This window comes from Streptomyces sp. V4I2 (genome assembly GCF_030817655.1).
GTDB classification, from domain to species: Bacteria; Actinomycetota; Actinomycetes; order Streptomycetales; family Streptomycetaceae; genus Streptomyces; species Streptomyces plumbiresistens.
Genome location: NZ_JAUSZM010000003.1, coordinates 9,411,613 through 9,436,328 on the forward strand (window position 1 = coordinate 9,411,613; position 24,716 = coordinate 9,436,328).

At 71.6% G+C, this 24,716-nt stretch carries 25 protein-coding genes and 2 pseudogenes; 15 read left to right on the top strand and 12 right to left on the bottom strand.

What is annotated here, in order from left to right; all coding sequences use genetic code 11:
• Positions 1–24: 24 nt before the first annotated feature.
• Positions 25–681, bottom strand: a complete 657-nt coding sequence (locus tag QFZ76_RS43920) for an HAD family hydrolase (protein WP_307678926.1) — start codon at positions 679–681, stop codon at positions 25–27.
• Between the two features lie 54 nt (positions 682–735).
• A complete protein-coding gene (locus QFZ76_RS43925) occupies positions 736–1,773 on the bottom strand; it encodes a PHP domain-containing protein (RefSeq protein WP_307680305.1) in 1,038 nt (345 codons plus the stop codon).
• Between the two features lie 168 nt (positions 1,774–1,941).
• Between QFZ76_RS43925 and QFZ76_RS43930 the strand changes: the two genes are divergently transcribed.
• From QFZ76_RS43930 to QFZ76_RS43940, 3 genes and pseudogenes are all read left to right on the top strand, one after another.
• Complete coding sequence (locus tag QFZ76_RS43930; protein WP_307678927.1) at positions 1,942–2,751, top strand: SDR family oxidoreductase; 810 nt, start codon at positions 1,942–1,944, stop codon at positions 2,749–2,751.
• Positions 2,752–2,761: 10 nt separating this feature from the next.
• A pseudogene (locus QFZ76_RS43935) lies at positions 2,762–3,813 on the top strand (DNA topoisomerase IB).
• 43 nt (positions 3,814–3,856) lie between these two features.
• Positions 3,857–4,093, top strand: a complete 237-nt coding sequence (locus QFZ76_RS43940) for a hypothetical protein (protein WP_307678928.1) — start codon at positions 3,857–3,859, stop codon at positions 4,091–4,093.
• A gap of 104 nt (positions 4,094–4,197) precedes the next feature.
• On the opposite strand, the gene QFZ76_RS43945 is transcribed toward QFZ76_RS43940, so the two are convergent.
• The 3 genes from QFZ76_RS43945 to otr(A) all read right to left on the bottom strand — a co-directional run bounded on the left by QFZ76_RS43945 (position 4,198) and on the right by otr(A) (position 7,984).
• Positions 4,198–4,830: a VanZ family protein gene (locus tag QFZ76_RS43945; protein ID WP_307678929.1), complete on the bottom strand. Its 633-nt coding sequence runs from the start codon at positions 4,828–4,830 to the stop codon at positions 4,198–4,200.
• Positions 4,831–5,351: 521 nt separating this feature from the next.
• Complete coding sequence (locus QFZ76_RS43950) at positions 5,352–6,014, bottom strand: DUF4230 domain-containing protein (RefSeq protein WP_307678930.1); 663 nt, start codon at positions 6,012–6,014, stop codon at positions 5,352–5,354.
• A 107-nt stretch (positions 6,015–6,121) separates the two neighbouring features.
• A complete protein-coding gene (gene otr(A), locus QFZ76_RS43955) occupies positions 6,122–7,984 on the bottom strand; it encodes a tetracycline resistance ribosomal protection protein Otr(A) (protein ID WP_307678931.1) in 1,863 nt (620 codons plus the stop codon).
• A gap of 201 nt (positions 7,985–8,185) precedes the next feature.
• Here otr(A) and QFZ76_RS43960 point away from each other — a divergent pair, with 201 nt between their 5' ends.
• Together QFZ76_RS43960 and QFZ76_RS43965 are read left to right on the top strand one after the other, a co-directional pair.
• The gene (locus QFZ76_RS43960) at positions 8,186–9,139 is read left to right on the top strand and encodes a ribose-phosphate pyrophosphokinase (protein ID WP_307678932.1); all 954 of its coding nucleotides are present in this window, start codon (positions 8,186–8,188) and stop codon (positions 9,137–9,139) included.
• Between the two features lie 49 nt (positions 9,140–9,188).
• Positions 9,189–10,178, top strand: a pseudogene (locus tag QFZ76_RS43965) (elongation factor Tu).
• Between the two features lie 62 nt (positions 10,179–10,240).
• On the opposite strand, the gene QFZ76_RS43970 reads toward QFZ76_RS43965, so the two are convergent.
• Complete coding sequence (locus QFZ76_RS43970) at positions 10,241–10,621, bottom strand: anti-sigma factor antagonist (protein ID WP_307678933.1); 381 nt, start codon at positions 10,619–10,621, stop codon at positions 10,241–10,243.
• 134 nt (positions 10,622–10,755) lie between these two features.
• A complete protein-coding gene (locus QFZ76_RS43975; protein WP_266451136.1) occupies positions 10,756–11,193 on the bottom strand; it encodes a MarR family winged helix-turn-helix transcriptional regulator in 438 nt (145 codons plus the stop codon).
• A gap of 103 nt (positions 11,194–11,296) precedes the next feature.
• On the opposite strand from QFZ76_RS43975, the gene QFZ76_RS43980 reads away from it, so the two are divergent.
• Positions 11,297–12,751: an aldehyde dehydrogenase gene (locus QFZ76_RS43980; protein WP_307678934.1), complete on the top strand. Its 1,455-nt coding sequence runs from the start codon at positions 11,297–11,299 to the stop codon at positions 12,749–12,751.
• Between the two features lie 25 nt (positions 12,752–12,776).
• Positions 12,777–13,883, top strand: a complete 1,107-nt coding sequence (locus QFZ76_RS43985) for an NAD(P)-dependent alcohol dehydrogenase (protein ID WP_307678935.1) — start codon at positions 12,777–12,779, stop codon at positions 13,881–13,883.
• A gap of 14 nt (positions 13,884–13,897) precedes the next feature.
• Here the strand turns inward: QFZ76_RS43985 and QFZ76_RS43990 are convergent, their stop codons facing one another.
• The gene (locus QFZ76_RS43990) at positions 13,898–14,848 is read right to left on the bottom strand and encodes an NADP-dependent oxidoreductase (RefSeq protein ID WP_307678936.1); all 951 of its coding nucleotides are present in this window, start codon (positions 14,846–14,848) and stop codon (positions 13,898–13,900) included.
• A gap of 71 nt (positions 14,849–14,919) precedes the next feature.
• Here QFZ76_RS43990 and QFZ76_RS43995 point away from each other — a divergent pair, with 71 nt between their 5' ends.
• Both QFZ76_RS43995 and QFZ76_RS44000 read left to right on the top strand, forming a co-directional pair.
• Positions 14,920–15,897 (top strand): GlxA family transcriptional regulator, encoded by a 978-nt coding sequence (locus QFZ76_RS43995; RefSeq protein ID WP_307678937.1) that lies wholly within the window; start codon positions 14,920–14,922, stop codon positions 15,895–15,897.
• Positions 15,898–15,957: 60 nt separating this feature from the next.
• Positions 15,958–16,806: a hypothetical protein gene (locus QFZ76_RS44000; protein ID WP_307678938.1), complete on the top strand. Its 849-nt coding sequence runs from the start codon at positions 15,958–15,960 to the stop codon at positions 16,804–16,806.
• A gap of 4 nt (positions 16,807–16,810) precedes the next feature.
• Here the strand turns inward: QFZ76_RS44000 and QFZ76_RS44005 are convergent, their stop codons facing one another.
• Both QFZ76_RS44005 and QFZ76_RS44010 read right to left on the bottom strand, forming a co-directional pair.
• A complete protein-coding gene (locus tag QFZ76_RS44005) occupies positions 16,811–17,374 on the bottom strand; it encodes a TetR/AcrR family transcriptional regulator (RefSeq protein ID WP_307678939.1) in 564 nt (187 codons plus the stop codon).
• Positions 17,371–17,733 (bottom strand): DUF1304 domain-containing protein, encoded by a 363-nt coding sequence (locus QFZ76_RS44010; protein WP_307678940.1) that lies wholly within the window; start codon positions 17,731–17,733, stop codon positions 17,371–17,373. Before QFZ76_RS44010 ends, QFZ76_RS44005 begins: the two co-directional genes overlap by 4 nt.
• Before the next feature lie 320 nt (positions 17,734–18,053).
• On the opposite strand from QFZ76_RS44010, the gene QFZ76_RS44015 reads away from it, so the two are divergent.
• The 5 genes from QFZ76_RS44015 to QFZ76_RS44035 are packed head-to-tail and all read left to right on the top strand — an operon-like array spanning position 18,054 to position 22,500.
• The gene (locus QFZ76_RS44015) at positions 18,054–19,853 is read left to right on the top strand and encodes a sensor histidine kinase KdpD (protein WP_307678941.1); all 1,800 of its coding nucleotides are present in this window, start codon (positions 18,054–18,056) and stop codon (positions 19,851–19,853) included.
• A complete protein-coding gene (locus QFZ76_RS44020; RefSeq protein ID WP_307678942.1) occupies positions 19,850–20,260 on the top strand; it encodes a roadblock/LC7 domain-containing protein in 411 nt (136 codons plus the stop codon). Before QFZ76_RS44015 ends, QFZ76_RS44020 begins: the two co-directional genes overlap by 4 nt.
• Complete coding sequence (locus tag QFZ76_RS44025; protein WP_307678943.1) at positions 20,257–20,667, top strand: DUF742 domain-containing protein; 411 nt, start codon at positions 20,257–20,259, stop codon at positions 20,665–20,667. Before QFZ76_RS44020 ends, QFZ76_RS44025 begins: the two co-directional genes overlap by 4 nt.
• A complete protein-coding gene (locus QFZ76_RS44030) occupies positions 20,648–21,253 on the top strand; it encodes an ATP/GTP-binding protein (protein WP_307678945.1) in 606 nt (201 codons plus the stop codon). Before QFZ76_RS44025 ends, QFZ76_RS44030 begins: the two co-directional genes overlap by 20 nt.
• Entirely contained in the window at positions 21,250–22,500 is a 1,251-nt protein-coding gene (locus tag QFZ76_RS44035) for a cytochrome P450 (RefSeq protein ID WP_307678946.1), read from the top strand. Before QFZ76_RS44030 ends, QFZ76_RS44035 begins: the two co-directional genes overlap by 4 nt.
• Before the next feature lie 52 nt (positions 22,501–22,552).
• On the opposite strand, the gene QFZ76_RS44040 is transcribed toward QFZ76_RS44035, so the two are convergent.
• Positions 22,553–23,584 carry a 7-epi-alpha-eudesmol synthase gene (locus QFZ76_RS44040; protein WP_307678947.1) on the bottom strand — a complete coding sequence of 344 codons (1,032 nt, stop codon included), beginning with the start codon at positions 23,582–23,584 and terminating at the stop codon, positions 22,553–22,555.
• Positions 23,585–23,870: 286 nt separating this feature from the next.
• On the opposite strand from QFZ76_RS44040, the gene QFZ76_RS44045 reads away from it, so the two are divergent.
• Positions 23,871–24,263, top strand: a complete 393-nt coding sequence (locus tag QFZ76_RS44045; RefSeq protein WP_266451150.1) for a VOC family protein — start codon at positions 23,871–23,873, stop codon at positions 24,261–24,263.
• Between the two features lie 153 nt (positions 24,264–24,416).
• Here QFZ76_RS44045 and QFZ76_RS44050 read toward each other — a convergent pair whose 3' ends face one another.
• Positions 24,417–24,713, bottom strand: a complete 297-nt coding sequence (locus tag QFZ76_RS44050; protein WP_266451151.1) for a DUF4235 domain-containing protein — start codon at positions 24,711–24,713, stop codon at positions 24,417–24,419.
• Between the last annotated feature and the right edge of the window lie 3 nt (positions 24,714–24,716).

Sequence of the window (24,716 nt, forward strand, 5' to 3'; positions counted from 1 at the left end):
CGCGGCCCCTCACATCCGGGCAGCTCAGCCCAGGGGACTCTCGGCCAACGACGCCAGCAGGTCGGCCGGATCGGCGTAGATCGCCGCGGCGCCCGCCTCCTCCAGGTCCGCGCGTGGAATGCCGCCGCACAGGACGCCGACGCAGCGCACCCCGGCCCGGGAGCCCGCGCGCATGTCCCAGACCGTGTCACCGACGAACACGGCCCGCTCGGCGGGTACGTCGGCCAGGTCCAGGGCGTGCTGGACGGGTTCGGGGGCGGGCTTGCCCTCCTCGACGTCGTCGGCGCTCGCGGTGGCGGCGATCGCGTCGTCCGCGTCGATCGCCCGCCGCAGGGCGTCGAGTTCCGCGCCGCTCGCGGACGTCGCCAGCACCACCCGCCAGCCGCGCTGATCCAGGCGCCGCAGCAGGCGCCCGGCGTCCTGGAGGGCGGGCAGCCGGTCGAAGTACTGGCCGTACAGGGCCTTGTGGGCGGCGCTCAGCTGCGCGTCCTGGTCCTTGTCCCGGTCGTCGCCGAGCAGATGGGCGACGAGGTCGGTGGAGCCGAGGCCCACGGCCCGGTGGACGGCGTGCATCGGCACCCGGTGGCCCGCCTGCCGGAAGGCCTCCCACCAGGTCGTCACATGGAGGTGATTGGTGTCGACGAGGGTCCCGTCGACGTCGAACACGGCCGCCCGTTCCATCCGCCTGTCCTTCCTTCTTGTGTTCGCGCGCACGAGGAGCGCACGAGTACCACCTCAGGTGCTCGCCACTCGGTCCGGCACCCGTCCCTGCCGGCTCCACGCCAGCAGCTCCGCCACGGACCAGGTGGTGACGACCCGTTCAGGGGGCACGCCGCACTCCTCGGCGCGCGCACATCCGTGGATCTGCCAGTCCAGCTGGCCGGGCGCGTGCGCGTCGGTGTCGACCGAGAACAGCACCCCCGCCTCCAAGGCCCGGCCGAGCAGCCGCCGCGGCGGGTCGAGGCGTTCGGGCCGGCTGTTGATCTCCACGGCCGTACCGGCCTCGGCACACGCGGCGAACACCTCGTCCGCGTCGAACTCCGACTCGGGCCGCCCCCGCCCCGTCACCAGCCGTCCCGTGCAGTGCCCGAGGATGTCGGCGTGCGGATCGCGTACGGCGGCCACCATGCGGCGGGTCATCGAGCGGGCGTCCATCCGCAGCTTGGAGTGCACGGACACCACCACGACGTCGAGCCGCTCCAGCAGCTCCGGTTCCTGGTCGAGCGAGCCGTCGTCGAGGATGTCGCACTCGATGCCGGTGAGGAGGCGGAACGGCGCCCAGGTCTCGTTGAGTTCCGCGACCACCTCCAACTGCTCGCGCAGTCGCTCGGGCGACAGTCCGCGCGCCACGGTCAGCCGCGGCGAGTGGTCGGTGAGCACCGCCCACTCGTGGCCCAGTTCGGCCGCCGCCCGGCCCATCTCCTCGATCGGGCTGCCGCCGTCCGACCAGTCGGAATGCAGATGACAGTCCCCGCGCAGCAGCGCCCGCAGTCGTTCGCCGCCCATGGCCAGCGGCGCCGCGGCCTCGCTCTCCAGCTGCTCCAGGTAGCCGGGCAGCCGGCCGTCCAGCGCCTCGCGCACCACCTGTGCCGTCCTGGGGCCGACGCCCTTGACGGTCTCCAGCGTCCCCGCGTCCGCCCGCTCGCGCATCTCGCCCTCGGGCAGCGCGGCCAGTACCCGGGCCGCGGTGCGGAAGGCGCGCACCCGGTACGTCGGGGCCCGGCCCCGCTCCAGCAGGAAGCCGATCCGCTCCAGGGCCGCCACGGGATCCATCGCCACCTCCTGCATCAGATCCGCCATCGGCTCCTCCAGAGTTCCCCAGGGCGAGGCGGGCCGCACACCGAAGGCCGCGGCCGTCCGACCTGCGGGCGGTTTGCCCGGTACGTGTCCGGGTACTGCGATGCCGCATCGCCCTCGCCCGCGTCCACGAGGAGGCCTGTCATGTCCGCCCCCACCGCACCCCGCAGCAAGGTGGCCGTGATCACCGGTGCCGACTCCGGCATCGGCAAGGCCACCGCCGTCCGCCTGGCCCGGGCGGGGATGGACATCGGCATCACCTGGCACAGCGACCTCAAGGGCGCCGAGGAGACCGCCGAGGAGGTCCGCGCCCACGGGCAGCGGGCTGCCGTGACCCAGATGGACCTCACCCGGCTGCCCACCGCCGCCGGCACCGTCGACGAGCTGTGCGACCGGCTCGGCCGCCTCGACGTCCTGGTCAACAACGCCGGTACGGGCACCATGACGCCGTTCCTCGACCTGGAGCTCGACGACGTCCGCGAGGTCATCGACGTCGACCTGGTCGGCCCGTTGCTGTGCGGTCAGAAGGCGGCCCGGCACATGATCCAGCAGGGCGGCGGAGGCCGGATCGTCAACGTGACCTCCGTCCACGAACACCAGCCGCGGGTCGGCGCCGCCCCCTACTGCGCGGCCAAGGGCGGCCTGGGCCTGCTCACCCAGGTGATGGCCCTGGAACTCGCCGAGTACGGCATCACCGTCAACGCGGTGGCACCCGGCGAGATCGCCACCCCCATGACCGGCCAGGAGGACACCGACCCGCATACCGAGGAACGCCCCGGCGTCCCGCTCGGCCGACCAGGCGACGCTCGTGAAGTCGCGGCGGTGATCGCCTTCCTCGCCGGCCCCGACGCCTCGTACGTCACCGGCGCCTCCTGGAGCGTCGACGGCGGCATGCTCCGCATGGGCCCCCAGGCCGGCTCGCACCTGGGCAGCGACGACTGGCGGCGTCCTTGAGGCCGCGCCCGTGAGGCTGCGCACCAGCTCCTGCGACCGACCCGGCTTCACCCTCCCCCACTCGCGGCTTCGCTCGAGCGGGGGGACCCCCATCGCTGCGGCCGCGGCTTCCGCTACCGGGACACGACCGGCGAGCCGCTCACCGACCCCGAGCAGCTCGCCCGGATCCGCGCCCTGACCATCCCGCCCGCCTGGTGAGACGTGTGGATCTGCCCCTGGCCCAACGGGCATCTCCAGGCGGTCGGCACCGACGCCGCCGGACGCCGCCAGTACCTGTACCACGAGCGGTTCCGCGCCCAGCAGGATCAGGCCAAGCACGAACACGTCCGCGAGGTCGCCCGCGCCTTGCCACAGCTGCGGGAGCGGGTCGCCGCCGACCTCGGCGGGCGCGGGCTGAGCCGTGAGCGGGTCACGGCCTGCGCGGTGCGCCTGCTCGACCTCGGCTTCTTCCGGATCGGCAGCGACCGGCACACCCGCTACAGCGAGACCTACGGCCTGACCACGATGCTGCGCGAGCACGTCACCTGCCGCCGCGACGAGATCACCTTCAGCTATCCGGCCAAAGGCGGCACCGACATCGTCCGGGCGCTCGTGGACGACCAGGCCCTGGCCGTCGTACGAGCGCCGTTGCGGCGGCCGCGCGGCGGGGACCGGCTGCTCGTGTACTGGGAGCGTGGCGCCTGGCGCGAGCTGCACGGCGGGGACCTGAACGAGGCGCTGCGCCGGCTGGCCGGCACCGACATCACGGCCAAGGACTTCCGCACCTGGCACGCCACCGTCCTGGCCGCCGTCGCGCTCTCCGTCACCGCCGAGGCCGCCCGCGCCACCCCGGCGGCCCGGCGGCGGCAGACGAGCCGGGCGGTGCGCGAGGTCAGCCACTACCTGGGCAACACCCCCGCGGTGTGCCGGGCCTCCTACATCGACCCGCGGGTCTTCGAGCTGTTCGAGGAGGGGAGGACGATCGCGCCCGTGCTCACCCGGCTGGGCGAACACAGGAACTTCGGTCGGCCGGCCACCCAAGGAGCGGTCGAGGCGGCAGTGCTCGACCTGCTGGGCGGGTGACACGAACGCAGCCCTTCCGCGGGTTGCGTTCTACGCTCGATACATGACCGAAAGCGCGACACCTCACATCGCTCATCCGCGGATCCTGGTGCTCGGGGTCCAGCCGACCACGCCGCCCTTCCGGATTGTGGAGATCGACGGCCAGGTGGTCGGTGAGGCGAGGGCCGTCACCGACGTCCTGGAGGCCGCCGCCGCGTTCGGCATCACCGTCCACGACCTGGACGACCCGGAGGTGGTCCGCTGGGTGGGCGGCGACAAGTTCACCTGGACCCGGCACTGACGGGTGGCGCGGCGTCCGGGGCGCCGCGTCAATACCTGGTGCGTACCAGGAGTTGGGAGAGCGGGTGACGGGGCCAGGCCTCCGCCACCCACCCCCTCTCGGCCTCAGCTGTGCACGGCCCGGCTCAGCCGCCGACCCAGCAGGAGGTAGCCCACCAGGGCACCGGTCGTGTTGAGGATGACGTCGTCGATGTCGAAGGCCCGGCCGTTGACCAGCGCGCCCTGGGCGCACTCCACCAGGAGCATCACGGTCGCCGTCAGCAGGAGCACCCGCAGCATCCCGCGGGTCCGCGGGGCGACGACGGGGACCAGGACGCCGAACGGGACGCCCAGCAGCAGGTTCCCCCCGATCTGCTTGACGGCGTCCCGCAGCGCGGGCTGGTCCAGATAGGCGCGCAGGGAGCGCCCCGGCCGCATGTTGGTGTGTGTCAGTGCCTCCGAGGCGGGGGAGGGTTCCAGGGTCAGCCGGGCCAGCACGACGGCGAACGCCACCATCACCGCGAAGGCGCACAGCATCGCCAGCAGGCGGAGGGGAAAGGGCACGGAATGCCGCTCGCGCCGGGCCGACGCGCGCTCGGCCTTGGCGCCCTTGCCGGTCTTGGCGGTCTTGGCCTTGGCCGCCTTGACGGACTTGGCGGGCTTGGCTGCCTTCTCCGGCTTCGTGTCCTTGCTGTCCTTGCCGGACTTGGTGGTACGCAGGCGTAAAGCGATACGTGGACGTGAGGCTGTACGGGCCATGCGGTCCTCCAGTCTTCAACTTCCCTGCGTCGTAAGGCGATTACCCGCGAACCGGCCGAGAATGCCGCCGAGCAGCCTCGGGCCGGTCCGCCCGCCGTTTTCCTTCGAGCGGCCGGGGCACTCCGGCTGAGACCCCGGCCACCGCCGCCGCCCGCCCTTCGGCCGGTGTTTGTATCCCGGCGTGCGACGGCGCGGTCGACCCGCTGGAGCTCGGCGGGCGGCGACCGGCCGGTGAACGGCTGGACGCGCACGGCGGCCGTCACGCTCGGCGCGGGCCTGGGAGCCGCACCGCGGGGCGTACCGACCGGTCCGCTGCAACGCCGGGTCGTGGCACAGATCCTTCCGGCATCCTGCTGGGCCTGGCCACGGCCGTCACCCGGCCGTGGCCGTTCGGCGCACCGGACTGGGCGCTGCCGCTCAGGCGCCCGCAGTCCGGGCACGTCGGCGACTACGTGGCCCGGGTGCTGGTCGGCGCCACCGCGCTCGGCGCTCTCGCCCTGCCGGGGATCCTCGGCGCCTGATCAGGTGCCGTAGCTGACCTCCACCTTCTTGAAGCCGAGGGAACCCAGCAGGCCCTTCAGCATGGTCGTGGTGTTCGTTTCGGCGCGCTTGGTCAGCTCGCTGTCCTTCGCCGCCTGGCTGATGTGCCGTACGGCGAGTTTCTGCACGGCCTGTTCGCTGTTGGGGTTGTCGGAGAAGAGGTCGCCGAGTCGGTCGAGGAGACCGCGCTGCTTGGAGACGGCGTAGGAGCGGTCGGCGTCGAGGGCCGCCTTGCCGAGTTGTGCGTGCGGCAGCTGGAGGGTGGCGGACGTACGGTCGTCGTTGACCGTCACGTCGTTCTTGCCGACCTTGCCGAGGTCGACATAGGCGTCGACGGTGCCCGCCCCGACGTACAGGGTGCGGGAGCCGCGGATCGCGTCGGGCAGGTACTTGGTGTCCTTCTCCAGGTCGACGACGATCTGGAAGTTGCCGGAGGCGGCGTCGTAACGGCTGATGTCCTGGATGGACTCGAGGAGTGCGGGGCCCGAACGGTCGTGCGTCTCCGTGCCGAACAGGTCCTTGAGACCTGGCAGCACGCTCAGCCGGATCCCTGCGAAGAACACGACGAGCACCAGCACTACGGCGCTCACCACCTTCGCCCAGCCCGGCATGCGTGTGGACACGCGCCTGATGGGAGCAGTCATGGCGACGGCCCTCCTTCCTACTGTGCGAATGCCCCTCAAAACCCTTGGCAGACCGTCTTGTTGGCCGATTGAGACCGCTGACGGAGGCACGGAGGGCGCACTGGTGCCTAATGCGGCTTCAGTTCACGGTCGCCCCACCGCCGTGACCACCACACCCCCTCGCCGTGTGTCAGCCCGGGCAGCCGCAGCTCGATTTCGCGCACTCGCCGGGCCGGCAGCTCCCCGGTGATCAGCCAGGCCGTGGACCCGCCCGTGGTCCCCGTGAACTCCGTTCCGACAGATGCCAGTTGCGCCGCGACCGGCGCCAGCGCGTCCAGGGGGACCTCCGCCTCGAAGGCGTGGTACGGCTCGTACAGCCGGGTCCCCGCCTGCTCGAGCGCCCGGCGCAGCACGATCGGTGTGAGTCCGCGGAAGTCGGCGGCGGTGCTGACCGGCGCGCAGAAACCGGACCGGGTCAGCGTGACCCGGTAGTCCGTGACGGGTGCCCCGGACAGGCCGGTGGCCATGGCCGCGTGGACCGTCTCCTCGACGGCCTGGTGGAAGGCGCGGGGGAGCGCGCCGAGTTCCGTCTCGTAGGTGAACACCCCGCCCGAGCCGCGCGGCCCCGGCGCCACGCGCAGCCCGATCGTCGCCCAGTAGCGGGTGCGGTCGTGCCACGGCAGTTCCTCCGTGGCCTCGCCGACGCCGGCCGGCCGCTCCAGGAACCGGACCCGGCCCGGCTCGAAGTCGGCCTCGATACCGAAGTCCTCGGCGAGCGTCGCCGCGAGGACCTCCATCTGGACCTCGCCGTAGAGGAGCAGTGCCGTGGCGCCCAAGGCCGCGGGGCGGGCGTGGATCAGGGGGTCCTGGTCGGCGAGGGCGAGCAGGGCCTTGCGGAGGGGGGCCGCGTGTTCGGGGCGGCGGGACCTGACGAGGGTCTCCAGTGTCGGCGGCGCGAACTGCGGGGCGCGGTCGCCTCGGGGATCGCCGAGGCGGTCGCCCACCCGGATGCCGGCGACACCGGTGAGGGCCGCGATGTTCCCGGCGGTGAGCCGCTCCGACCCGCCGACGACATCCAGGCGCGTCACCCGGCCGGGGACCTCGGTGGTGCGGCCGTCCGCCTCGCGCCGCAGGAACGTGAGGCGCTGGTGCCGGGTCACCTCACCGTCGTGGAGACGCAGGTACGCCGTCCGCTCGCCGCCGGGACCGGGCCGTACGGCGAAGACCGTGCCGCGCGGTGCGCGGTCCCGTGGCGTGGGGGCCGGCGGGATCAGCCGGGTCATGCCCTCGACCAGTTCGGCGACGCCCTGGCCGCCGAGGGCCGAGCCGAAGAACACGGGGTGGAAGGAGCCGTCGGCGGTGCGCGCGGCCAGGGCCTCGCGCAGGTCGTCCGGCGTCGGTTCCGGGCCGTCCACCACCGCGGCCAGGACGCCCGGGTCGACCTCGGCGAGGGCCTCGGCCAGCCGCCGGTCGGCCGGGAGGGGTACCGCACGGGCCTGGGCCGTGCCGAGGCCCGTCACGTCGGTGAGCGGCGCGATGTACGGGGTCAGCCGGCGCCGGATGTCGGCGAGCAGGGCGTCGGAGCGGGCGCCCGCCCGGTCGATCTTGTTGACGAAGACCAGCGTGGGCAGCCGCAGCCGCCGCAGGGTCCGCATCAGCACCCGGGTCTGCGCCTGCACGCCCTCCACGGCGGACAGCAGCAGCACCGCGCCGTCGAGGACCTCCAGGGCCCGCTCCACCTCGGCGATGAAGTCCGAGTGCCCGGGGGTGTCGATGAGGTTCACCTGCGTGTCGCTGACGGTGAAGGCGGCGACGGCGGAGCGGATGGTGATGCCGCGCTGCCGCTCGATCGTCCCGTCGTCCGTGCGGGTGTCGCCGGCGTCCACGCTGCCGAGCCGCTCGATCACGCCGTGGTCGAACAGCAGCCGCTCGGTCAGGCTGGTCTTACCGGCGTCGACGTGGGCCAGAATTCCGATGTTCAGGGTGTGCATGCGGGGTCGTGTCCTCGAGAACCGTCGTCCAGTAGGGGCGCTGGGGGTTGTCGAGGAGTCGGCGCATGCGAGGGGGTCCTGACGTGAGGGAACACGGACGTGCCCATCATGGCCCGCCCCCGTGGACGGTCCGCAACCGGTTTTCGCTTCGTGCGTAGCATGAGCCCCGGCAGCCGGAATGATCATGCGAGGAGCGGGATCGTGCGAGACATCGCCGTGTTCAGCGGGAGTGCCCATCCCGAGCTGGCCCAGGAGGTCTGTGCGCATCTCGGAGTGCCGCTCAGCCCGACCCGGGTCAGCCGGTTCGCGAACGACTGTCTGGAGGTACAGCTCCAGGCCAACTGCCGGGAACGGGATGTCTTCCTCATCCAGCCGCTGGTCAAGCCGGTCCAGGAGCACCTGGTCGAGCTGTTGCTGATGTGCGACGCGGCGCGCGGGGCGTCGGCCGGCCGGATCACCGTCGTCATGCCGCACTACTCCTACGCCCGCTCCGACAAGAAGGACGCGCCCCGCATCTCGCTGGGCGGGCGGCTGGTCGCCGACCTGATGGTGGCGGCCGGTGCCAGCCGTGTCCTGGCGGTGACGCTGCACTCGCCGCAGGTCCACGGGTTCTTCTCGGTCCCGGTCGACCACCTGCACGCGCTGCGGGAGCTCGCCGCGCACTTCCGGCGCTACGACCTGTCCCGCACCACCGTCGTCTCGCCGGACCTCGGCAACGCCAAGGAGGCCGCCGCCTTCGCCCGGATGCTCGGCGCTCAGGTGGCCGCCGGCGCCAAGCAGCGGTTCGCGGACGACCGGGTCAGCATCAACTCGGTCATCGGTGACGTCGCCGACCGGGACGTCATCGTGCTGGACGACGAGATCGCCAAGGGCAGTACGGTCCTCGAACTCCTCGACCGGCTGCGGGAGTTGGGACCGCGCTCGATCCGGGTCGCCTGCACGCACGGACTGTTCGCGGACGGTGCGCTGAAGCGGATCGGCGAGCAGAGCGACGTACTGGAGATCGTGTGCACCAACACGGTGCCGGTCGCCGCGCAGGAGCGCACGGACAAGCTGCGGATCCTGACCGTCGCCCCGGCGCTCGCCGAGGCCGTGCGCCGCATTCACAACGGTGAGTCCGTCAGCGCCCTGTTCGACGCGCCGCGAACCGAATAGACAGGAAGGAGCACGGCACGGCTCGCAGCACGGCGCGGCAAGGCTCGGCATACCGCACGTGAACATCGGCACCATCGGTCACATCGACCACGGCAAGACCACCCTGACGGCGGCCATCACGAAGGTGCTGCACGACCGGTTCCCCGACCTGAACCCGTACACGCCGTTCGACCAGATCGACAAGGCGCCCGAGGAACGGCAGCGCGGGATCACGATCTCGATCGCCCACGTCGAGTACCAGACGGAACGCCGGCACTACGCGCACGTCGACTGTCCCGGGCACGCGGACTACATCAAGAACATGATCACCGGCACCGCCCAGATGGACGGCGCGATCCTGGTCGTCTGCGGCCACCGACGGGCCGATGCCGCAGACCAAGGAACATGTGCTGCTGACCGAGTACGAGTTCCCGGGCGACGAGGTCCCGGTGGTGAAGGTCTCCGCCCTCAGGGCCCTTGAAGGCGACCCCGAGTGGAGTGCCTCGGTGCTCGAACTCCTCGCCCCGTGGACGAGTTCGTGCCGGAGCCGGTGCGGGACATCGACCGGCCCTTCCTGATGCCGATCGAGGACGTCTTCACCATCACCGGCCGCGGCACCGTCGTCACCGGCCGGATCGAGCGCGGCGTTCTGCACGTCAACAAGGAGGTCGAGATCATCGGCATCCACGAGCAGAAGACGAGGACGACGGTCACCGGCATCGAGATGTTCCGCAAGCTCCTAGACGAGGGCCGGGCGGGCGAGAACGTCGGTCTGCTGTTGCGCGGTGTGAAGCGGGAGGACGTCGAGCTGTCGAAGCACGAGGGCGGCCGGCACACGCCGTTCTTCGAGAACTACCGCCCGCAGTTCTACTTCCGCACGACCGACGTGACCGGGGTGGTCACCCTGCCCAGGGGCACCGAGATGGTCATGCCGGGCGACAACACCACCATGCACGTCGAGCTGATCCAGCCCATCGCCATGGAGGAGGGGCTGAAGTTCGCCATCCGCGAGGGCGGTCGCACGGTCGGCGCGGGGCAGGTCACGAAGATCATCATCTAGCCGCGGTCACCTAGCCGCGGTCACCCAGCCGCGGTCGCCCAGCCGCAGTCACTCAGTCGCGGTCACACCGAGCCGGACGTGGCCTCGGGCTGGTCCAGGGCCGCGTCCAGCGTCGGCATCGGCGGCAGCAGCCGCGCCAGGCCGGTGACCCGCAGGACGCGCAGCGTGAGCGGATGCGTGCAGACCAGGAGCAGCCGGCCGTCGTTGTCCAACATCCGGCTGCGGGCGCGGTACAGCAGCCGCAGCCCTGAGCAGTCGAAGAACTCGACCCGGCTGAGGTCGATCACCACGCGGGCGTCGGACCGCCCGGTCACCCGGTCCAGATAGGGGATGATCTCCATCGCCGAGGCGATGTCGATCTCCCCGCGGAACTCCAGCACCGTGTGTCCCCGGTCCTGGTGAACGCGCAGATGCCGGGTGAGCGGTGTGGGTACCTGCTCCACGACGACATCGCCTCCAACCGGCTCCCGAAGCGGCAGGGGTGCGCCCAAATCCGTTCCTCGCACTGCAAGTTACCCTCGATGGAGTGAATTTGAGCATGTTCGATTGACATATGTCTTCGAAATGCGACGGAGCCTTACGACAAGGCGTGCCAGGCCTTGGAGAGCGCCTGGCGGAACTGCTCGCTCTGGTGGGCCGTGAGCTCCCGGACCATCCGCTCCTCCAGCTCCCGCACGGGCCCCGCGTGCTGCGCGAGCAGCTCCCGGCCCGCGTCGGTCAGCAGGATCAGCAGCTCGCGGCGGTTGCGGGGGTTGCGCTCCCGGCGCACCAGTCCGCGGTTCTCCAGGGACCGTACGAGATCGGCGATGGACTGGGCGGTGACGAACGAGTCCCGTGCCAGCTGAGCCGCCGACAGCCCGTCGTGTCGCTCCAGCACGGTGAGCGCGGTGTACTGCAGTGCGGTGATCCCGGAGGGTTTGACCAGGTCATCCAGGTGCGATCGCACGACCAGCTCCAGCTGCTTCACCATGTAGAGGAGAGACGGAGGTGCCTTGACTGCCTGGGTGTCGAGCATGACTTCAGGTTAGACCATTGACAGGAAACCTGGCCGTAATGAGACTGCGAACCAACAGGAATCCTGTTGATTGAAATCTTGGCGATGAGGCTGAGGAGTGGCGATGACCACCATCGAGATCGAACCCGGACGGCTCTTCATAGGCGGGCAGTGGCGGGAAGCCGCCGACGGCGCCCGCACCGAGGTGGTCGACCCGTCCCGGGGCACGGTCGTCACCACCGTCGCGGAGGCCGGCGCGGTCGACGTGGACGCGGCCGTACGCGCCGCCCGCGAGGCCTTCGACGACGGCCGGTGGTCGGGGCTGAGCGGCCGTGAGCGGGGCCGGATCCTGTACCGGGTCGCCCAGCTGATCCGGGAGAACGCCGACGAGCTCGCCGCGCTGGAGAGCCTGGACGTGGGCAAGCCGATCACGCTGTGCCAGGCCGTCGACGTGACGAACGCGGCCAACGACTACGAGCACTTCGCCGCCCTCGCCCATTCCCTGGACGGCGCGACCCGCGACACACCTCTGAACGCCCTCGCGTACACCAAGCGGGAGCCCCTCGGTGTGGTCGCCGCGATCACGCCCTTCAACTTCCCGCTCATCCTGGCCGGCTCCAAGATCGCCCCGGCGCTCGCGGCCGGGAACACCGTGGTCCACAAGCCCGCCGACGAGACCCCGCTCAGCGCCCTCTACATGGCCGGGCTGCTGCGGGACGCGGGCGTCCCGGACGGCGTGGTCAACGTCGTCACCGGCTCCGGCCCGGTGGCGGGCGAGGCCCTGCTCAGGCACAGCGGCGTCGACAAGATCGCCTTCACCGGCTCCACCGCCGTCGGCCGGCACGCCGCGAGCGTCGCCGGCGAGAACCTCAAGCCGGTCACCATGGAGCTCGGCGGCAACGCGGCCCACATCGTCTTCGAGGACGCCGACCTGGAGAAGGCGGTCGGCGCCGTCATCAAGGGCTTCGTCTTCAACACCGGACAGTTCTGCATGGGCGGCCCGCGGCTGCTGGTCTCCCGCCCGGTGTACAGCACCATGCTCGGCATCCTCGCCGAGGCCGTCCCCGGCGTACCGCTCGGCGACCCCCGGCAGCCCGAGACCGTCATCGGCCCGATGGCGGGGGAGCGGCACCTCAAGAAGGTCGAGGAGTACGTCGAGCTCGCCCGCAAGGAGGGCGGCCGCATCGTCTGCGGCGGCGAACGCCTCGACCTCGACGGCGGCTACTACTACAAGCCCACCGTGATCGCGGACCTGCCGAACGACTCCCGGGTCGTCCAGGAGGAGGTCTTCGGTCCCGTCCTGACCGTGCAGCCCTTCGACTCCGAGGAGGAGGCGGTCCAGCTCGCCAACTCCACACCGTACGGCCTGGCTTCGGGGGTCCAGACCTCGAACCTCGCCCGCGCCCACCGCATCGCCGACCGGCTCCAGGCGGGCATCGTCTGGGTCAACGACTGGGCGATGCTCGACCCGGCCGTCCCGTTCGGCGGGGTCAAGGACTCCGGCTTCGGCCGCGAGTACGGGACCGAGGCGCTCGCCTCGTACACCAGGGTCAAGTCCGTCGTCGTCTCGCTCGACTGAGCGCGCACTCCAGGGAGTTCCCACGATGTCCATCACCACCCGCGCCGCCGTCGTCGAGTCCGGCGGAGAGCCCTTCACCCTCAGTGACGTCCAGCTCGACGAGCCCGGCCCGCACGAGGCGGTCGTCCGCATGGTGGCGGCCGGTCTGTGTCACACCGACCTCGGCGTGGCGAGCGGCGGTCTGCCCTTCCCGCTGCCCGGCGTACTGGGCCACGAGGGCGCCGGGGTCGTCGAGGCCGTCGGCTCCGACGTCACCGGGGTCGCGCCCGGCGACCACGTCGTGCTGTCCTTCACCTCCTGCGGCGACTGCCGCAACTGCCGGGACGGCCACCCCGCGTACTGCGCCACCTGGCTGCCGATGAACCTCATCGGGGGCCGCCGGGCCGACGGCAGCAGCACCATCAGCCGTGCCGGGGAGCCGCTCGGCGGGCACTTCTTCGGTCAGTCCTCGTTCGCCGACCGGGCCCTGGTGGACGAGCGCAGCCTGGTCAAGGTCGACGCGGACGTACCGCTGGAGTCGATCGCCCCGCTGGGCTGCGGCGTACAGACCGGCGTCGGCGCCGTGTGGAACGTACTGAAGCCGACCCTCGGCTCCACCGTGGTCGTGCTCGGCGCCGGTGCCGTCGGCCTCTCGGCGGTCATGGCCGCCGCCCTCACCCCCGCCACCACGATCGTCGCCGTCGACCGCGTCGCCGAACGCCTGTCGCTGGCCAAGGAGTTGGGGGCCACCCACACCGTCAACGCGGCCGAGGCCGACCTCGCCGAGGCGCTCGCCGGGATCACCGGCGGCCAGGGCGCCGACGGCGTCGTCGAGACCACCGGCAACGTCGGCGTCCTGCGCCAGGGCGTGGACGCGCTCGCCGCCCGCGGCACCCTCGTCATCGTCGGCGCCCCGCCGTTCGGCAGCGAGGTCGCCCTGGACGTGAACGGGATGCTCGGCGGCAAGCGCGTCGTCGGCCTCACCCTCGGCGACGCCGAGACGCAGACCTTCATCCCCGCCCTGGTCAAGCTGGTGAAGGAAGGGCGGCTCCCGCTGCACCGCCTGATCAGCACCTATCCGTTCGCGGACATCGACCAGGCGGTACGGGACATGGGCGCGGGCAAGGCGATCAAGCCCGTGCTCACGTTCTGACCCTGACCCCTGGGTCAGTCGACCGTGAGGACCAGCTTTCCCGTGGTCCGGCCGGTGTCGCCGAGCGCATGCGCCTCGGCGGCGTCGGCCAGCGGGAAGGCGCGTGCGATCGTGGGCCTCAGCTTCCCCTGCCCCACGAGGTCCGCGATCGCGCGCATCCCGGCCCGGTCGGCGTCCACGAGCATCCTCAGGGCCCGTACGCCGAGCCGCTCGGCCTCCGTGTAGAGGTCCTCCGACCCGACCGGCAGGATCGACACCACGAGCCCGCCCGGCCGCAGCACGCGCAGCGACTTCAGGGAGGTCTCGCCGCCGAGCGTGTCGAGTACGACGTCGACGTCCTTCACGGCCTCGGCGAAGTCCGTCTCCCGGTAGTCGATCGTCTCGTCCACGCCGATCCCGCGCAGGAAGTCGTGCTTGCCCGCGCTGGCCGTGCCGATCACGTACGCGCCGCGCGCCTTGGCGATCTGCGCGGCCACGTGGCCGACTCCGCCGGCCGCCGCGTGGATCAGCACCCGCTGCCCCGGCTGGAGATCCGCGTTCTCGACCAGGGCCTGCCACGCCGTCAGGGACACCAGCGGTAGCGCGCCCGCCTGGGTGTGGTCGATGACGGACGGCTTGTGGGTGAGGGCGCGGACCGGGGCGACGGCGTACTCGGCGTGCGCGCCGTGGCCGAAGGGATACGGCAGCATGCCGAACACCTCGTCGCCGGGCTTGAAGGTGGCGACCCCGATACCGACCGCCTCCACCACACCGGAGACGTCCCAGCCGAGCACGAAGGGCGGCTCGCCGAGGAAGCCGCCGGTCGCCCGGTGCTTCCAGTCGGTGGGGTTGAGGCCGGCGGCGCGGACCCTGACCAGTACCTGGTTCGGGCGCGGTCGCGGTCGCTCGACCTCCACCTGCTTCAGAACCTCGGGGCCGCCGAGGACGTCCTGGCTGATCGCTCGCATCGTGTTCACAGTGCTCATGGTGAAACAGCCTGCCGGGAGCCGCCCGTCCGGGAAATGGCGCGATTGCCAACCTTCGATAAGATCGTGCCATGACGCATGCGGAGCGGGTCGAACGGGGTGAACAGGTCGAGCGGGTCGTGGTGCTGGCCCTGGACGGTGTGTACCCCTTCGAACTGGGCATCCCGAGCCGGATCTTCGGCGCGGCCGACGGCCGGTACGAGGTGCTGACCTGCAGCGTCGACGGCCGCCCGGTGCGCAGCAACGCGGACTTCACCATCGGCGTCGGGCACGGTCCCGAGATCCTCGCCACGGCCGACACCGTGGTGATCGCCCCCGTCGCGCCCTCCCACATGACCACCGACCTCCCGGACGAGGTGGCAGCCGCCCTCGCCCTCATCCGCCCCGACGCGCGGATCGTCTCCATCTGCACGGCCGCGTTCGTCCTCGCCGCGGCCGGGCTGCTCGACGGCCGCAGGGCCACGACCCACTGGCAGCTGGCCGACCGCTTCCGGTGCAGGTACCCGCACATCGCCCTCGACCCCGACGTGCTCTTCGTCGACGACGGCCGGATCCTCACCTCGGCCGGAGCCGCCTCCGGGGTGGACGTCTGCCTGCACCTGGTCCGACAGGACCACGGCAGCGAACTGGCCAACACGGTCGCCCGCCGCTGCGTGGTCCCGCCGTTCCGGGACGGCGGCCAGGCCCAGTACATCGACCATCCGGTCCCGGAACAGGGCGCCGCGAGCACCGCCGCGACCCGCGCCTGGGCCCTGGAGCGTCTCGGCGACCCCTTGACCCTGGCCGACCTCGCCGGCCACGCCCGGATGAGCCTGCGCACCTTCGCCCGCCACTTCAACGAGGAGGTCGGCCTCAGCCCCGGCCGCTGGCTCATCCAGCAGCGACTTTCCCGGGCCCGCCACCTGCTGGAGGCCACCGACCTGTCCGTGGACCAGATCGCCGGACAGGTCGGCTTCGCCACGGGCGCCTCCCTGCGCCAGCACCTGCACGCCTCCATCGGTGTCTCGCCCCAGGCGTACCGGCGGACGTTCCAGACGGCGGCGCGCTGAACGTTCCGTACCGCTGCCGCGTCGGAGATCAGGAACAACGGCGGACGGACAGGGGTGGGGATGCGCGCAAGGCTGGTGGCAGTGGCGGTACTGGCGGCGACGGCGGCCATGGGGTGCGGTGCCGAGCAGGACGTGGTCGTCGAGGGGACAGCCCCGGCCACGCCCTACGGCGGACCGCTGTACGTGCCCACAAGGGACCTGGACGAGGACGGCGAGGAAGCCGCCCTCGACGAGTCGGGCGCGGCAGGACGGGCGCTGGAGTGCGACGGGGAGGTCTACTCGGGCGGCCAGGGTGAGACCTGGGGCAAGGGGGACGGGGGTTCGACACCCGAGGAGGGGCTGAAGCTGTACTTCGACATCGAGCAGCCGGAGGTCCCCCGGTCCGGCTACCGCCTGGAGCGCGCGGAAGGCGACCGCGCGCTCTTCTCCTTCGACGTGAAGGGCAGGACCAAGGTCGCGGTCGTCGTCGCCAAGGACCAGAAGCACCGGCCGGGTTGGGGCCCGGAGACGACCGCCTCCTGCGACCCGGCCGAACTCCCGGCGAGTTTCACCGACTCCGAGGAATTCGAGATCTGGACCGACCGGCAGGGGCGCCGGCTCCCGACCACCACCATCAGCAGCCACGCAGGCCCGGAACACTGCGACTGGCAGAGCGCCCACTTCCTGTACCTGGGCCGGGGCGAGGACCGGCGGCAGTACGTCCGCGATCCCGAGTCGGTGTTCGAGAGCGATGCGCTGACCGCCCCGTACGACGGGGACGTCCGTATGCCCGACGGCGCCCGCGACACCGGATACCGCCTGGGTGAACAGGAGTTGTGGCTCACGGACGATCGGTCCGTCGCCTACGTCCGCACACCCGACGGCGTGGAGGCCTGGCCCGTCACGAAACGGATGGTGGGCTGTATGTGACCGCTCACCTGCTGGCGTGCAGGGCGACCAGCAACTGCCAGACCTGGTCGGCGATATCGCGGGTGTCGGCTTCGAGGAGCCCGTGCAGCCAGTCGGCCAGGACACCGGCGAAGGTGGCGGCGACGGCCGAGGCGACCAGCGGGGCGTCGGCCGCGCCCGCGAGTTCGCGCTCGCGCAGGCTGTAGGCGCGCAGATCCCGGTGCAGCACCCGGCCCAGAGGGCCACCGCCACCCGGGGTCAGCAGCGTGCGGTACAGCGCGGCGCGCGGAGCGAGCGAGTCGAAGAACTCGGCCAGCGCGGGCGGCGCGTGCACCGGGTCGGGCCGGCCGCGCCAGGCGTGCAGCGCGTCCACGGCCTCCCGTACGACGTCCGCGCAGGCATCGACGGCCAGCGCCTCCAGGCCGTCGTAGTGGACGTAGAACGTGGCCCGACCGACCCCGGCCCGGCGCACCAGCGCGGCCACGCCGACCTCCTCCAAGGGGCGGTCGGCGCACTCGTCGAGCAGGGCCTGCCGCAGCCGCGCCCGGGTGCGCGCGGCCCGCGGGTCCTGCGGGGTGTCCCGGCTCACCGGGCCAGCAGGACGGCGCCCAGGGCGAGGGCGCCCGGCAGGGCCTGCGCGAACAGGATGCGCCGGTTCGCGGTGACCGCGCCGAAGACACCGGCGACCACCACACACACCAGGAAGAACACCTGCGCACGGAACCCGGTGGGATCCGAGGCGACCAGCCCCCACACCAGCCCCGCCGCGAGAAACCCGTTGTAGAGCCCCTGGTTGGCAGCCATCGGCGCGGTCGCCGCGGCCATCTCCCGGTCGAACCCGTGCAGTGCCCTACCGGGCTTCTTCTGCCACAGGAACACCTCCAGCACGAGGATGTACGCATGCAACGCGGCCACCAGGCCGACCAGCACGTTCGCCAGGATCTCCATGAGCTGCCTCTATTTCTTGGACGGGTGTCCACTATAGCTGGACAGCTGTCCAGGAAATTGCGCGGCCCCGGAGGTGCGTAAAGGGATTTGTCGATGTGTGGGTTCCTGTTTCGGAGAGTGACGGAACCCTCACCTCCGCCGGGCGGCCGAGGTTGATCCTTTCGGGTTCAAACCCGATAAGCTCCCGTTCGACGCTGCGAGTTGACGCGACCTGACCGGTCGTCACGCGGTGCGTACTCATGAGCGCGGTCCCCTTTGACCACCCCCTGAACACTCCCTCAACCCCCCTCTGTTCGATCGTGTTGCTTCGAAGGATGCAGATGGAACTCGCCACTCCGCCGTCGGCGGCGCGGGCCCCTGTCGCCTGGTACAGCTGGTGGCTCATGCCGCTGGCCTTAGGAGGCGGGACGGTTGCCGCCACGTTCATGAGCGCGGACCGAATAACCGCCGTCGTCGCGGGCGCCGCCGCGACGGCAGCCGGCGTCGTGTGCGTTCGCCTCCTGCTAAGCACCCGCGGCCAACTGCGCCGTGCAGAGGGCTCCTTCCGTACCTCGCAGGCCGAGCACTCCCAGCAGTGGCAGCAGCACGTCGCGGGCCTGGAGCGGAAGTTCTCCGCCGAACGCGCCTCGCAGGAGGCCCAGTTCGCCGACCAGGCAGTCGCCTACGACGTACAACTGGCCGAGCTGTCCCGGACGTACGAGGAACGGATCGCCGAGCAGACCACCGCGTACGAGGCACGGCTCGCCGACCAGGCCATGTCCTACGAGGCGCAGCTCGCCGACCAGGCCGAGGTCTGGAAGGAGCAGCTGACGCACCAGCAGGACGCGGTCGCCCGCCTCGCCAGCGAGCAGCTGCCCAACGCGCTGAAGCGGCTGCGTGCCGGCGAGGCCGTCGACGACCTGCTGCCCACCGCCAACCAGTGCGCGAAGGTCGACGCCGACCTCCAGGCCGAACTCCGCAAGATCCTCAGGACCGCCCTGATCGGCGTCGAGGAGGAGTTCAACCGCTCGACCTCCGCCGAGCAGGCCGTCATCAGCATCGGCAACCGCATCCACGTGCTGACCAGCAAGCTCCGCGGCCGGCTGCACGAGATGCAGGGCGAGCACGGCCGGCTGCCGGCCGTAGCCCGCGGCCTCATGGAGCTCGACCAGGAGATCGGCCCCGCCGACTGCCTCGCCGCCAGTATCGGCGTGCTCGGCGGCTCGGACCGGCCCGGCCGGCAGTGGCAGGAGCCGCAGCGTCTGCTGAGCGTGGTGCGCGGCGGCATCGGCCGGATCAAGGACTTCCACCGCGTCGAGGTGCGCCATCTGCCCGAACTCGGCGTCGACGGCGGTCTGGTCGACCACCTCACGCTGATCTTCGCCCACCTGCTGGACAACGCGGCCCGCTACTCGCCGCCCACCGAGCCGGTGCTCGTCTCCGGCAAAGAGGTCCCCAACGGCGTCGGCATCGAGATCCAGGACTCCGGCAAGGGCCTGAGCGAGGAGAAGAAGCGCGACGCCGAGAACGCCCTCGCGGGCAGCGCTGCCGGACCGGGCCTCGGTGGCATCTCCGAGGACGCCAACCTCGGCCTGCGGGTCGTCGGCGCCCTCGCCCGCCGCTACGGCATCCGCGTCACCTTCGCGGACTCGCCCTGGCTCGGCACCTCGGTCGTGGTCGTGGTCCCGCACACGTACTTCAGCCCGCTGCCCGCGGCCGTCCCCGCGCCCCCGGCCCCGACCCCGGTCGCCCAGTCCGCCACGGCGGCCACGGCCCATGCCCCGGCCACCGCCGAGACCGCGGCGCAGGAGACCGACGCCGCGGACACCACGCCCGGCGGACTGCCCAAGCGCAGGAGCAAGCGGAGCGAAGCGGCGCGACCCCAGCCGGCCGAGCGACCCCAGCCGGCCGAGCGACCCCAGCCGGCCGAGCGACCCCAGCCGGCCGAGCGACCCCAGCCGGCCGAGCGGGCCGAGCGGGCCGAGGAGACCGGCGTCCCGGCCGTCCCGCCCGACGCGTCCTTCACCGGCCTGGCCGCCTTCGCCACCGCCGGGCGCGAGTCCATCGAGGCGGACGACGGGGCGGCCGACGGCCCCGCGTCCGCAGAGCACCGCACTGAAGAGAGCGACTGGTCCACATGACGCAACAGGGAACCGACGTGAGCTGGGCGCTGCGCGATCTGGTGGAATCCATCCCGGAGATCCGCTTCGCCCTCGTGGCCTCCAGCGACGGCAAGGCAATCACCTCGTTCGGCGCCGAAGACCCCGACGACGTGGACCGTTTCGCGGCCGTGGTGGCCGGCCTGCAGGCGCTGGCCCATCCGGTCGCCGAGCAGTTCCCCACCTACGCGGGGCAACTGCGGCTGGCGATGATCGAGGTCGACGGTGGCCATCTCTTCGTCGTACGCGCGGGTGTGGAGACGTACCTCGGCGTCCTCGCCAGAGAAGGCCTCGACCAGGGGCTGCTCGGACACCAGATGAGGGATCTGGCCCGCCGGATGGGTGAGCTCCTCGGCACCACTGTGCGCCTGGAGGAGCACTCTGGATGAGTGCTCCCCGCCGGCCCACGGACCCTCCCCCAAGCTCTCGCCCTCGCCCGAGCAGGGGGGATCCCCAAGGTCTCGAGCGCTACTACGTCCTGACCGGAGGACGTAGTGGACCGGGCGGTTCGGCGTCGAGTCTCGACGTGGCGACCCTGATCGTCTCCCGTACCGCCCCCGTACCGGGTATGCAGCACGAGCACGAGGAGATCCTGCGGCGCTGCCGCGATCCGCTGTCGGTGGCCGAACTCGGCGCCCATCTCGGACTGCCCTTCAACATTCTCGCGGTGCTGCTGGCGGATCTGCTCGAGGCAGGCCGCGTCGAGGCCCGTGACCCCATCCCGGCGCACGACGCCGGTCGCGGGCCGGACCTCGCGCTCCTTGAGGAGGTACTCAGTGGACTTCAACGGCTTTGACCATCCCGGCGGACCGGACGGCGGGGGCACCCGCTCGGTGAAGGTGATGATCGCCGGCGGGTTCGGCACCGGGAAGACCACGATGGTCCACTCGGTCAGCGACATCAAGCCGCTGACCACCGAGGAGACCCTCACCCGGGCCGGCGTCGGCGTCGACCGCCTCATCGGCGTGACCGACAAGACCGCGAGCACGGTCAGTCTGGACTTCGGCAAGATCGGCATCAACGAGCAGCTGGTGCTCTACCTGTTCGGCACGCCCGGCCAGGAGCGCTTCTGGTTCCTGTGGAACGGCCTGTGCAAGGGCGCGCTCGACGCGGTCGTCCTGGTGGACACCCGCCGGCTCGCCTCCAGCTTCCGGGCGATCGAGGAGATGGAGCGGCAGAACGTCCCCGTCGTGGTCGCCCTGAACGTCTTCCCCGACTCCAGGGACCACCCGGTCGACGAGATCCGCGACGCCCTGGACATCTCCCCGTACATCCCGGTCGTGGCCTGCGACGCCCGCGACCGGGCCTCCAGCCGTGACGTACTCATCGCCCTGACAGGTCACCTGATGGAACGGTCCGCCGTGGCACTGGAGCTCCGATGACTGACCAGACCCCGAACGGTCCCGACGCCCCGGGCGGCTGCCCAGTCGCCCACGGCGGGGCCGATCCCGCCCGGCTGTACGGTCCGGAGGCGGCGACCGACCCGCACGGCATCTACGATCGGCTGCGCGAGGAACACGGTTCCGTGGCCCCGGTTCTGCTGGAGGGCGACGTGCCCGCCTGGCTGGTCCTGGGCTACCGGGACAACCGGCGGGTGCTGGACAACCCCCGTCAGTACAGCCGGGACGCCCGGATCTGGCGGGACTGGCAGGCCGGCCGCGTCGAGGAGACCTCGCCGCTGGTGCCGATGCTCGCCTGGCGCCCCGACTGCGTCTCCCAGGACGGCGAACCGCACCGCAGGCTGCGCGGAGCCGTCACGGACGGGCTGCTGGCCGCGTCCGCTCGCGGGGTGCGCCGCCATGCCACGCACTTCGCGAACCAGCAGATCGACGCGTTCGCGGACGCCGGTCAGGCCGACCTGGTGGCGGACTACGCCGAGTACCTGCCGATGCTCGTCCTCACCCGCATCCTCGGGCTGCCCGCGGCGGAGGGCCGCAGCCTGGTCGAGTCCTGCGCCCAGGTCCTCAAGGGCGGCGAAGGGGCACTCGCCCACAACGACCGCATCGTCCACATCCTCGGCGAACTCGCCGAACGCAGGCGGGCCGAGCCGGGCTCGGACTTCACGACCGCCCTGCTCGAGCACCCCGCCGGCCTCGACCCGGACGAAGTCGTCAGCCATCTGCGGCTGGTGCTGATCGCCGCGCACACCACGACCAGCAACCTGCTGGCCCGCGTGCTGCAACTCGTCCTCACCGACGACTCCCGGCTCGTCGGCCTGGTCGGCGGTCAGCTGAACGTCTCCGCCGTGGTGGAGGAGGTCATGTGGAACGCACCGCCGCTGGCGGTCCTGCCGGGGCGCTTCGCCGCCACCGACCTCGAACTCGGCGGACACCTCATCAAGGAGGGCGATCTGCTCGTCCTCGGGCTCGCGCCGGGCAACGCCGACCCGGAGGTCCGGCCCGACCCGGAGGTCTCCGTCCAGGGCAACCAGTCGCATCTCGCGTTCAGCGCGGGCCCGCACGAGTGCCCCGGGCAGAACATCGGCCAGTCCATCATCGAGATCGGCGTGGACATCCTGCTGCACCGGCTGCCGGGTCTGCGGCTGGCCGTATCGCCTGAGGAGCTCAGCTCGACCGCCTCCACCTGGGAGTCCCGGCTGGACAGCCTGCCGGTCGAGTTCCCCGTGTAGTGCCCGCGTTCCCGCTGCCCGGTCGGAGCACCGACCGGGCAGCGCCGGCCCGTCACACGGCCAGCAGGTCGTCCACCGAGCCCCGTCCGGCCAGTTCGGCGGCGGCCGCCGGGCCCTCCTTGGCGGCCGCGTAGCGGCCCGACACGAGCGCCCACTCGTAGTTGCCGTTGATCCAGTGCTGGACGGCCTCCACGCCGCTGTGCACCCGGGCCCGCTCGTCCTCGTCGAGAGCGAGCTCGTCGCACATCCGCGGGACGCGGGCCTCCAGTTCCAGGTACTCGTCGAGGCAGGCGGTCGTCATGCGGTACGCCTCGGCGGCCGCCTCCTCCCAGGAGCACCCCCGCTCCCGGTGCAGCACGGCGATCAGGTTGTGGCCGTCGCCCCGGCGCTTCTCGCGTTCGAAGGAGTGGATGTCGTTCATGAACCCGATGGTGTCCGCGGCCAGATCGCGCATCCGCTCCATCAGCGGATGGGCCATCGCCTGCGACGGCACCTCGAAGCCACGGCTGCGCTCGCCCGCGTCGATGCTGTGGTGGATGCCGACTGTACGGCGGCGGAACTCGGCGTACTCGGCCAGGCCCAGCGTTCCGGCGAGGCCACGGGCCGCCAGGTCGACCTCCTCGCAGTGCGCCACCAGGAAGCGCCCCCAGGAGGCGGCGAACCGGGTCCGCCAGGTCAGGGACATGCCATCAGAGAGACGGTTCCAGACCTCCGCCCAGGCCAGGGTGATGGGGCAGATCACCCGGGGGCGGATTCCGGCCGGCCGCAGCGGGGTGACGATGAGCTCGCGCGCGACCTCCGCTATGCGGTCCGCGCGGTCCGGCCGGTTCGCGTCGAACTGGTCGTCGAAGAGGAAGGCCAGCGAGAACCAGTTCATCAGGACGACCATGTCGTCCGCCGTGGCGTGCGGATAGGTGCGCGCGGCGGCCTGGGGGAGGTCCCAGGACTTGTACTCCTCGAACCCGGCCAGGCTGCGTATCAGCCCCATGTCCCAGATCCAGCGAAGATGGCGTGCCCGGGCGTACTCCAGGTGCTCGCTGACAGGGGTGTCGAAGGGGAGATCGAACCGGACGTCCTGAGGCATGTGCTTCCTTTCGGGCGACGTGACGCAGAGCCCCCCGCCCCTGCGAGCGGGCGGTCGCCGCGACCGCCCTCGCACTCGAACTGGGCTTCTACGGCCGTAAGTTGAACCGAGAAGCAGTACGAGGCTGCCAGCGTAAATGATCTACGCCGGGTCCTGGCCCGTGATCTCCGTTACTGCTCGCGCCAGTTGAGCTCCGACGGCCGACTGAATCGGCCCGGCCGGGATATCCGGTAGGTACAGGGCGGCGGAACACCTCCGTTCCGCGCCCCGGACGCTCGGAGGAGACATGGCACTGGTCAAAACGGGTGTGGTCGTACTCGACTGCGCCGAGCCCGAGAAGCTCGCCGTCTTCTACAAGGAACTGCTGGGCGCCGAGCAGACGCACGAGAGTGCGAACCGGGTCGAGATCAGGGGCGCCGACGGGATCCGCATGGCCTTCCGCCGCGATGTGAACGCCACGCCGCCGAGCTGGCCGCGGCCCGAGAACGCCCTCCAGGCCCACCTCGACTTCGTGGTCGAGGACATGGACGAGGCGGAACGCAGGGTGGTCGGCCTCGGCGGGCGACCCCTGGAGACGAAGGACGCGGGCGGACCGTACGAGGAACGCGGTTACGCCGACCCGGCCGGCCACTCCTTCACGCTGCGCCTCGTGCCGTCGACTGCACCGAAGCAGGGTTGAGGGCTGCGGGGTGTGTTCGTGCCGGGGTGGGGGTGAGGCTCGGCGGGCGTTTCCGTGCCGGAGTAGGGCTGAACGCCGCGGGCGTGACCGCACCGGAGTAGGGCTGAGCCCCGCCGGGCGCGTTCGCGCCCGAGCGGGGCCGGGGGCCCGCCGTCAGTCCCGGCCGCCCTTCTCGCCGGCCGGCCAGACACCGGTCGAGCGTTCGATGGCCTTGGCGCCCGTGCGGTCCACCGCGCTGCGTACCACGGCGAAGATCGCGCCCTGGATCGCGGCGGCCAGCAGGATCTCTCCCCAGCCGCGGTCCCGGTCCAGGGCGTCGGGCGCGTCGTCCTCGTGCCGGATGGCCTTCCAGGTCTTCTGGAAGGCCAGTCCCGCCAGCGTTCCGCTCGTCCAGCCCAGCACGAAGCCGACCGGCTTGTAGGCGAAGGGCAGTTTCTTCTTCTTGGCCACGTG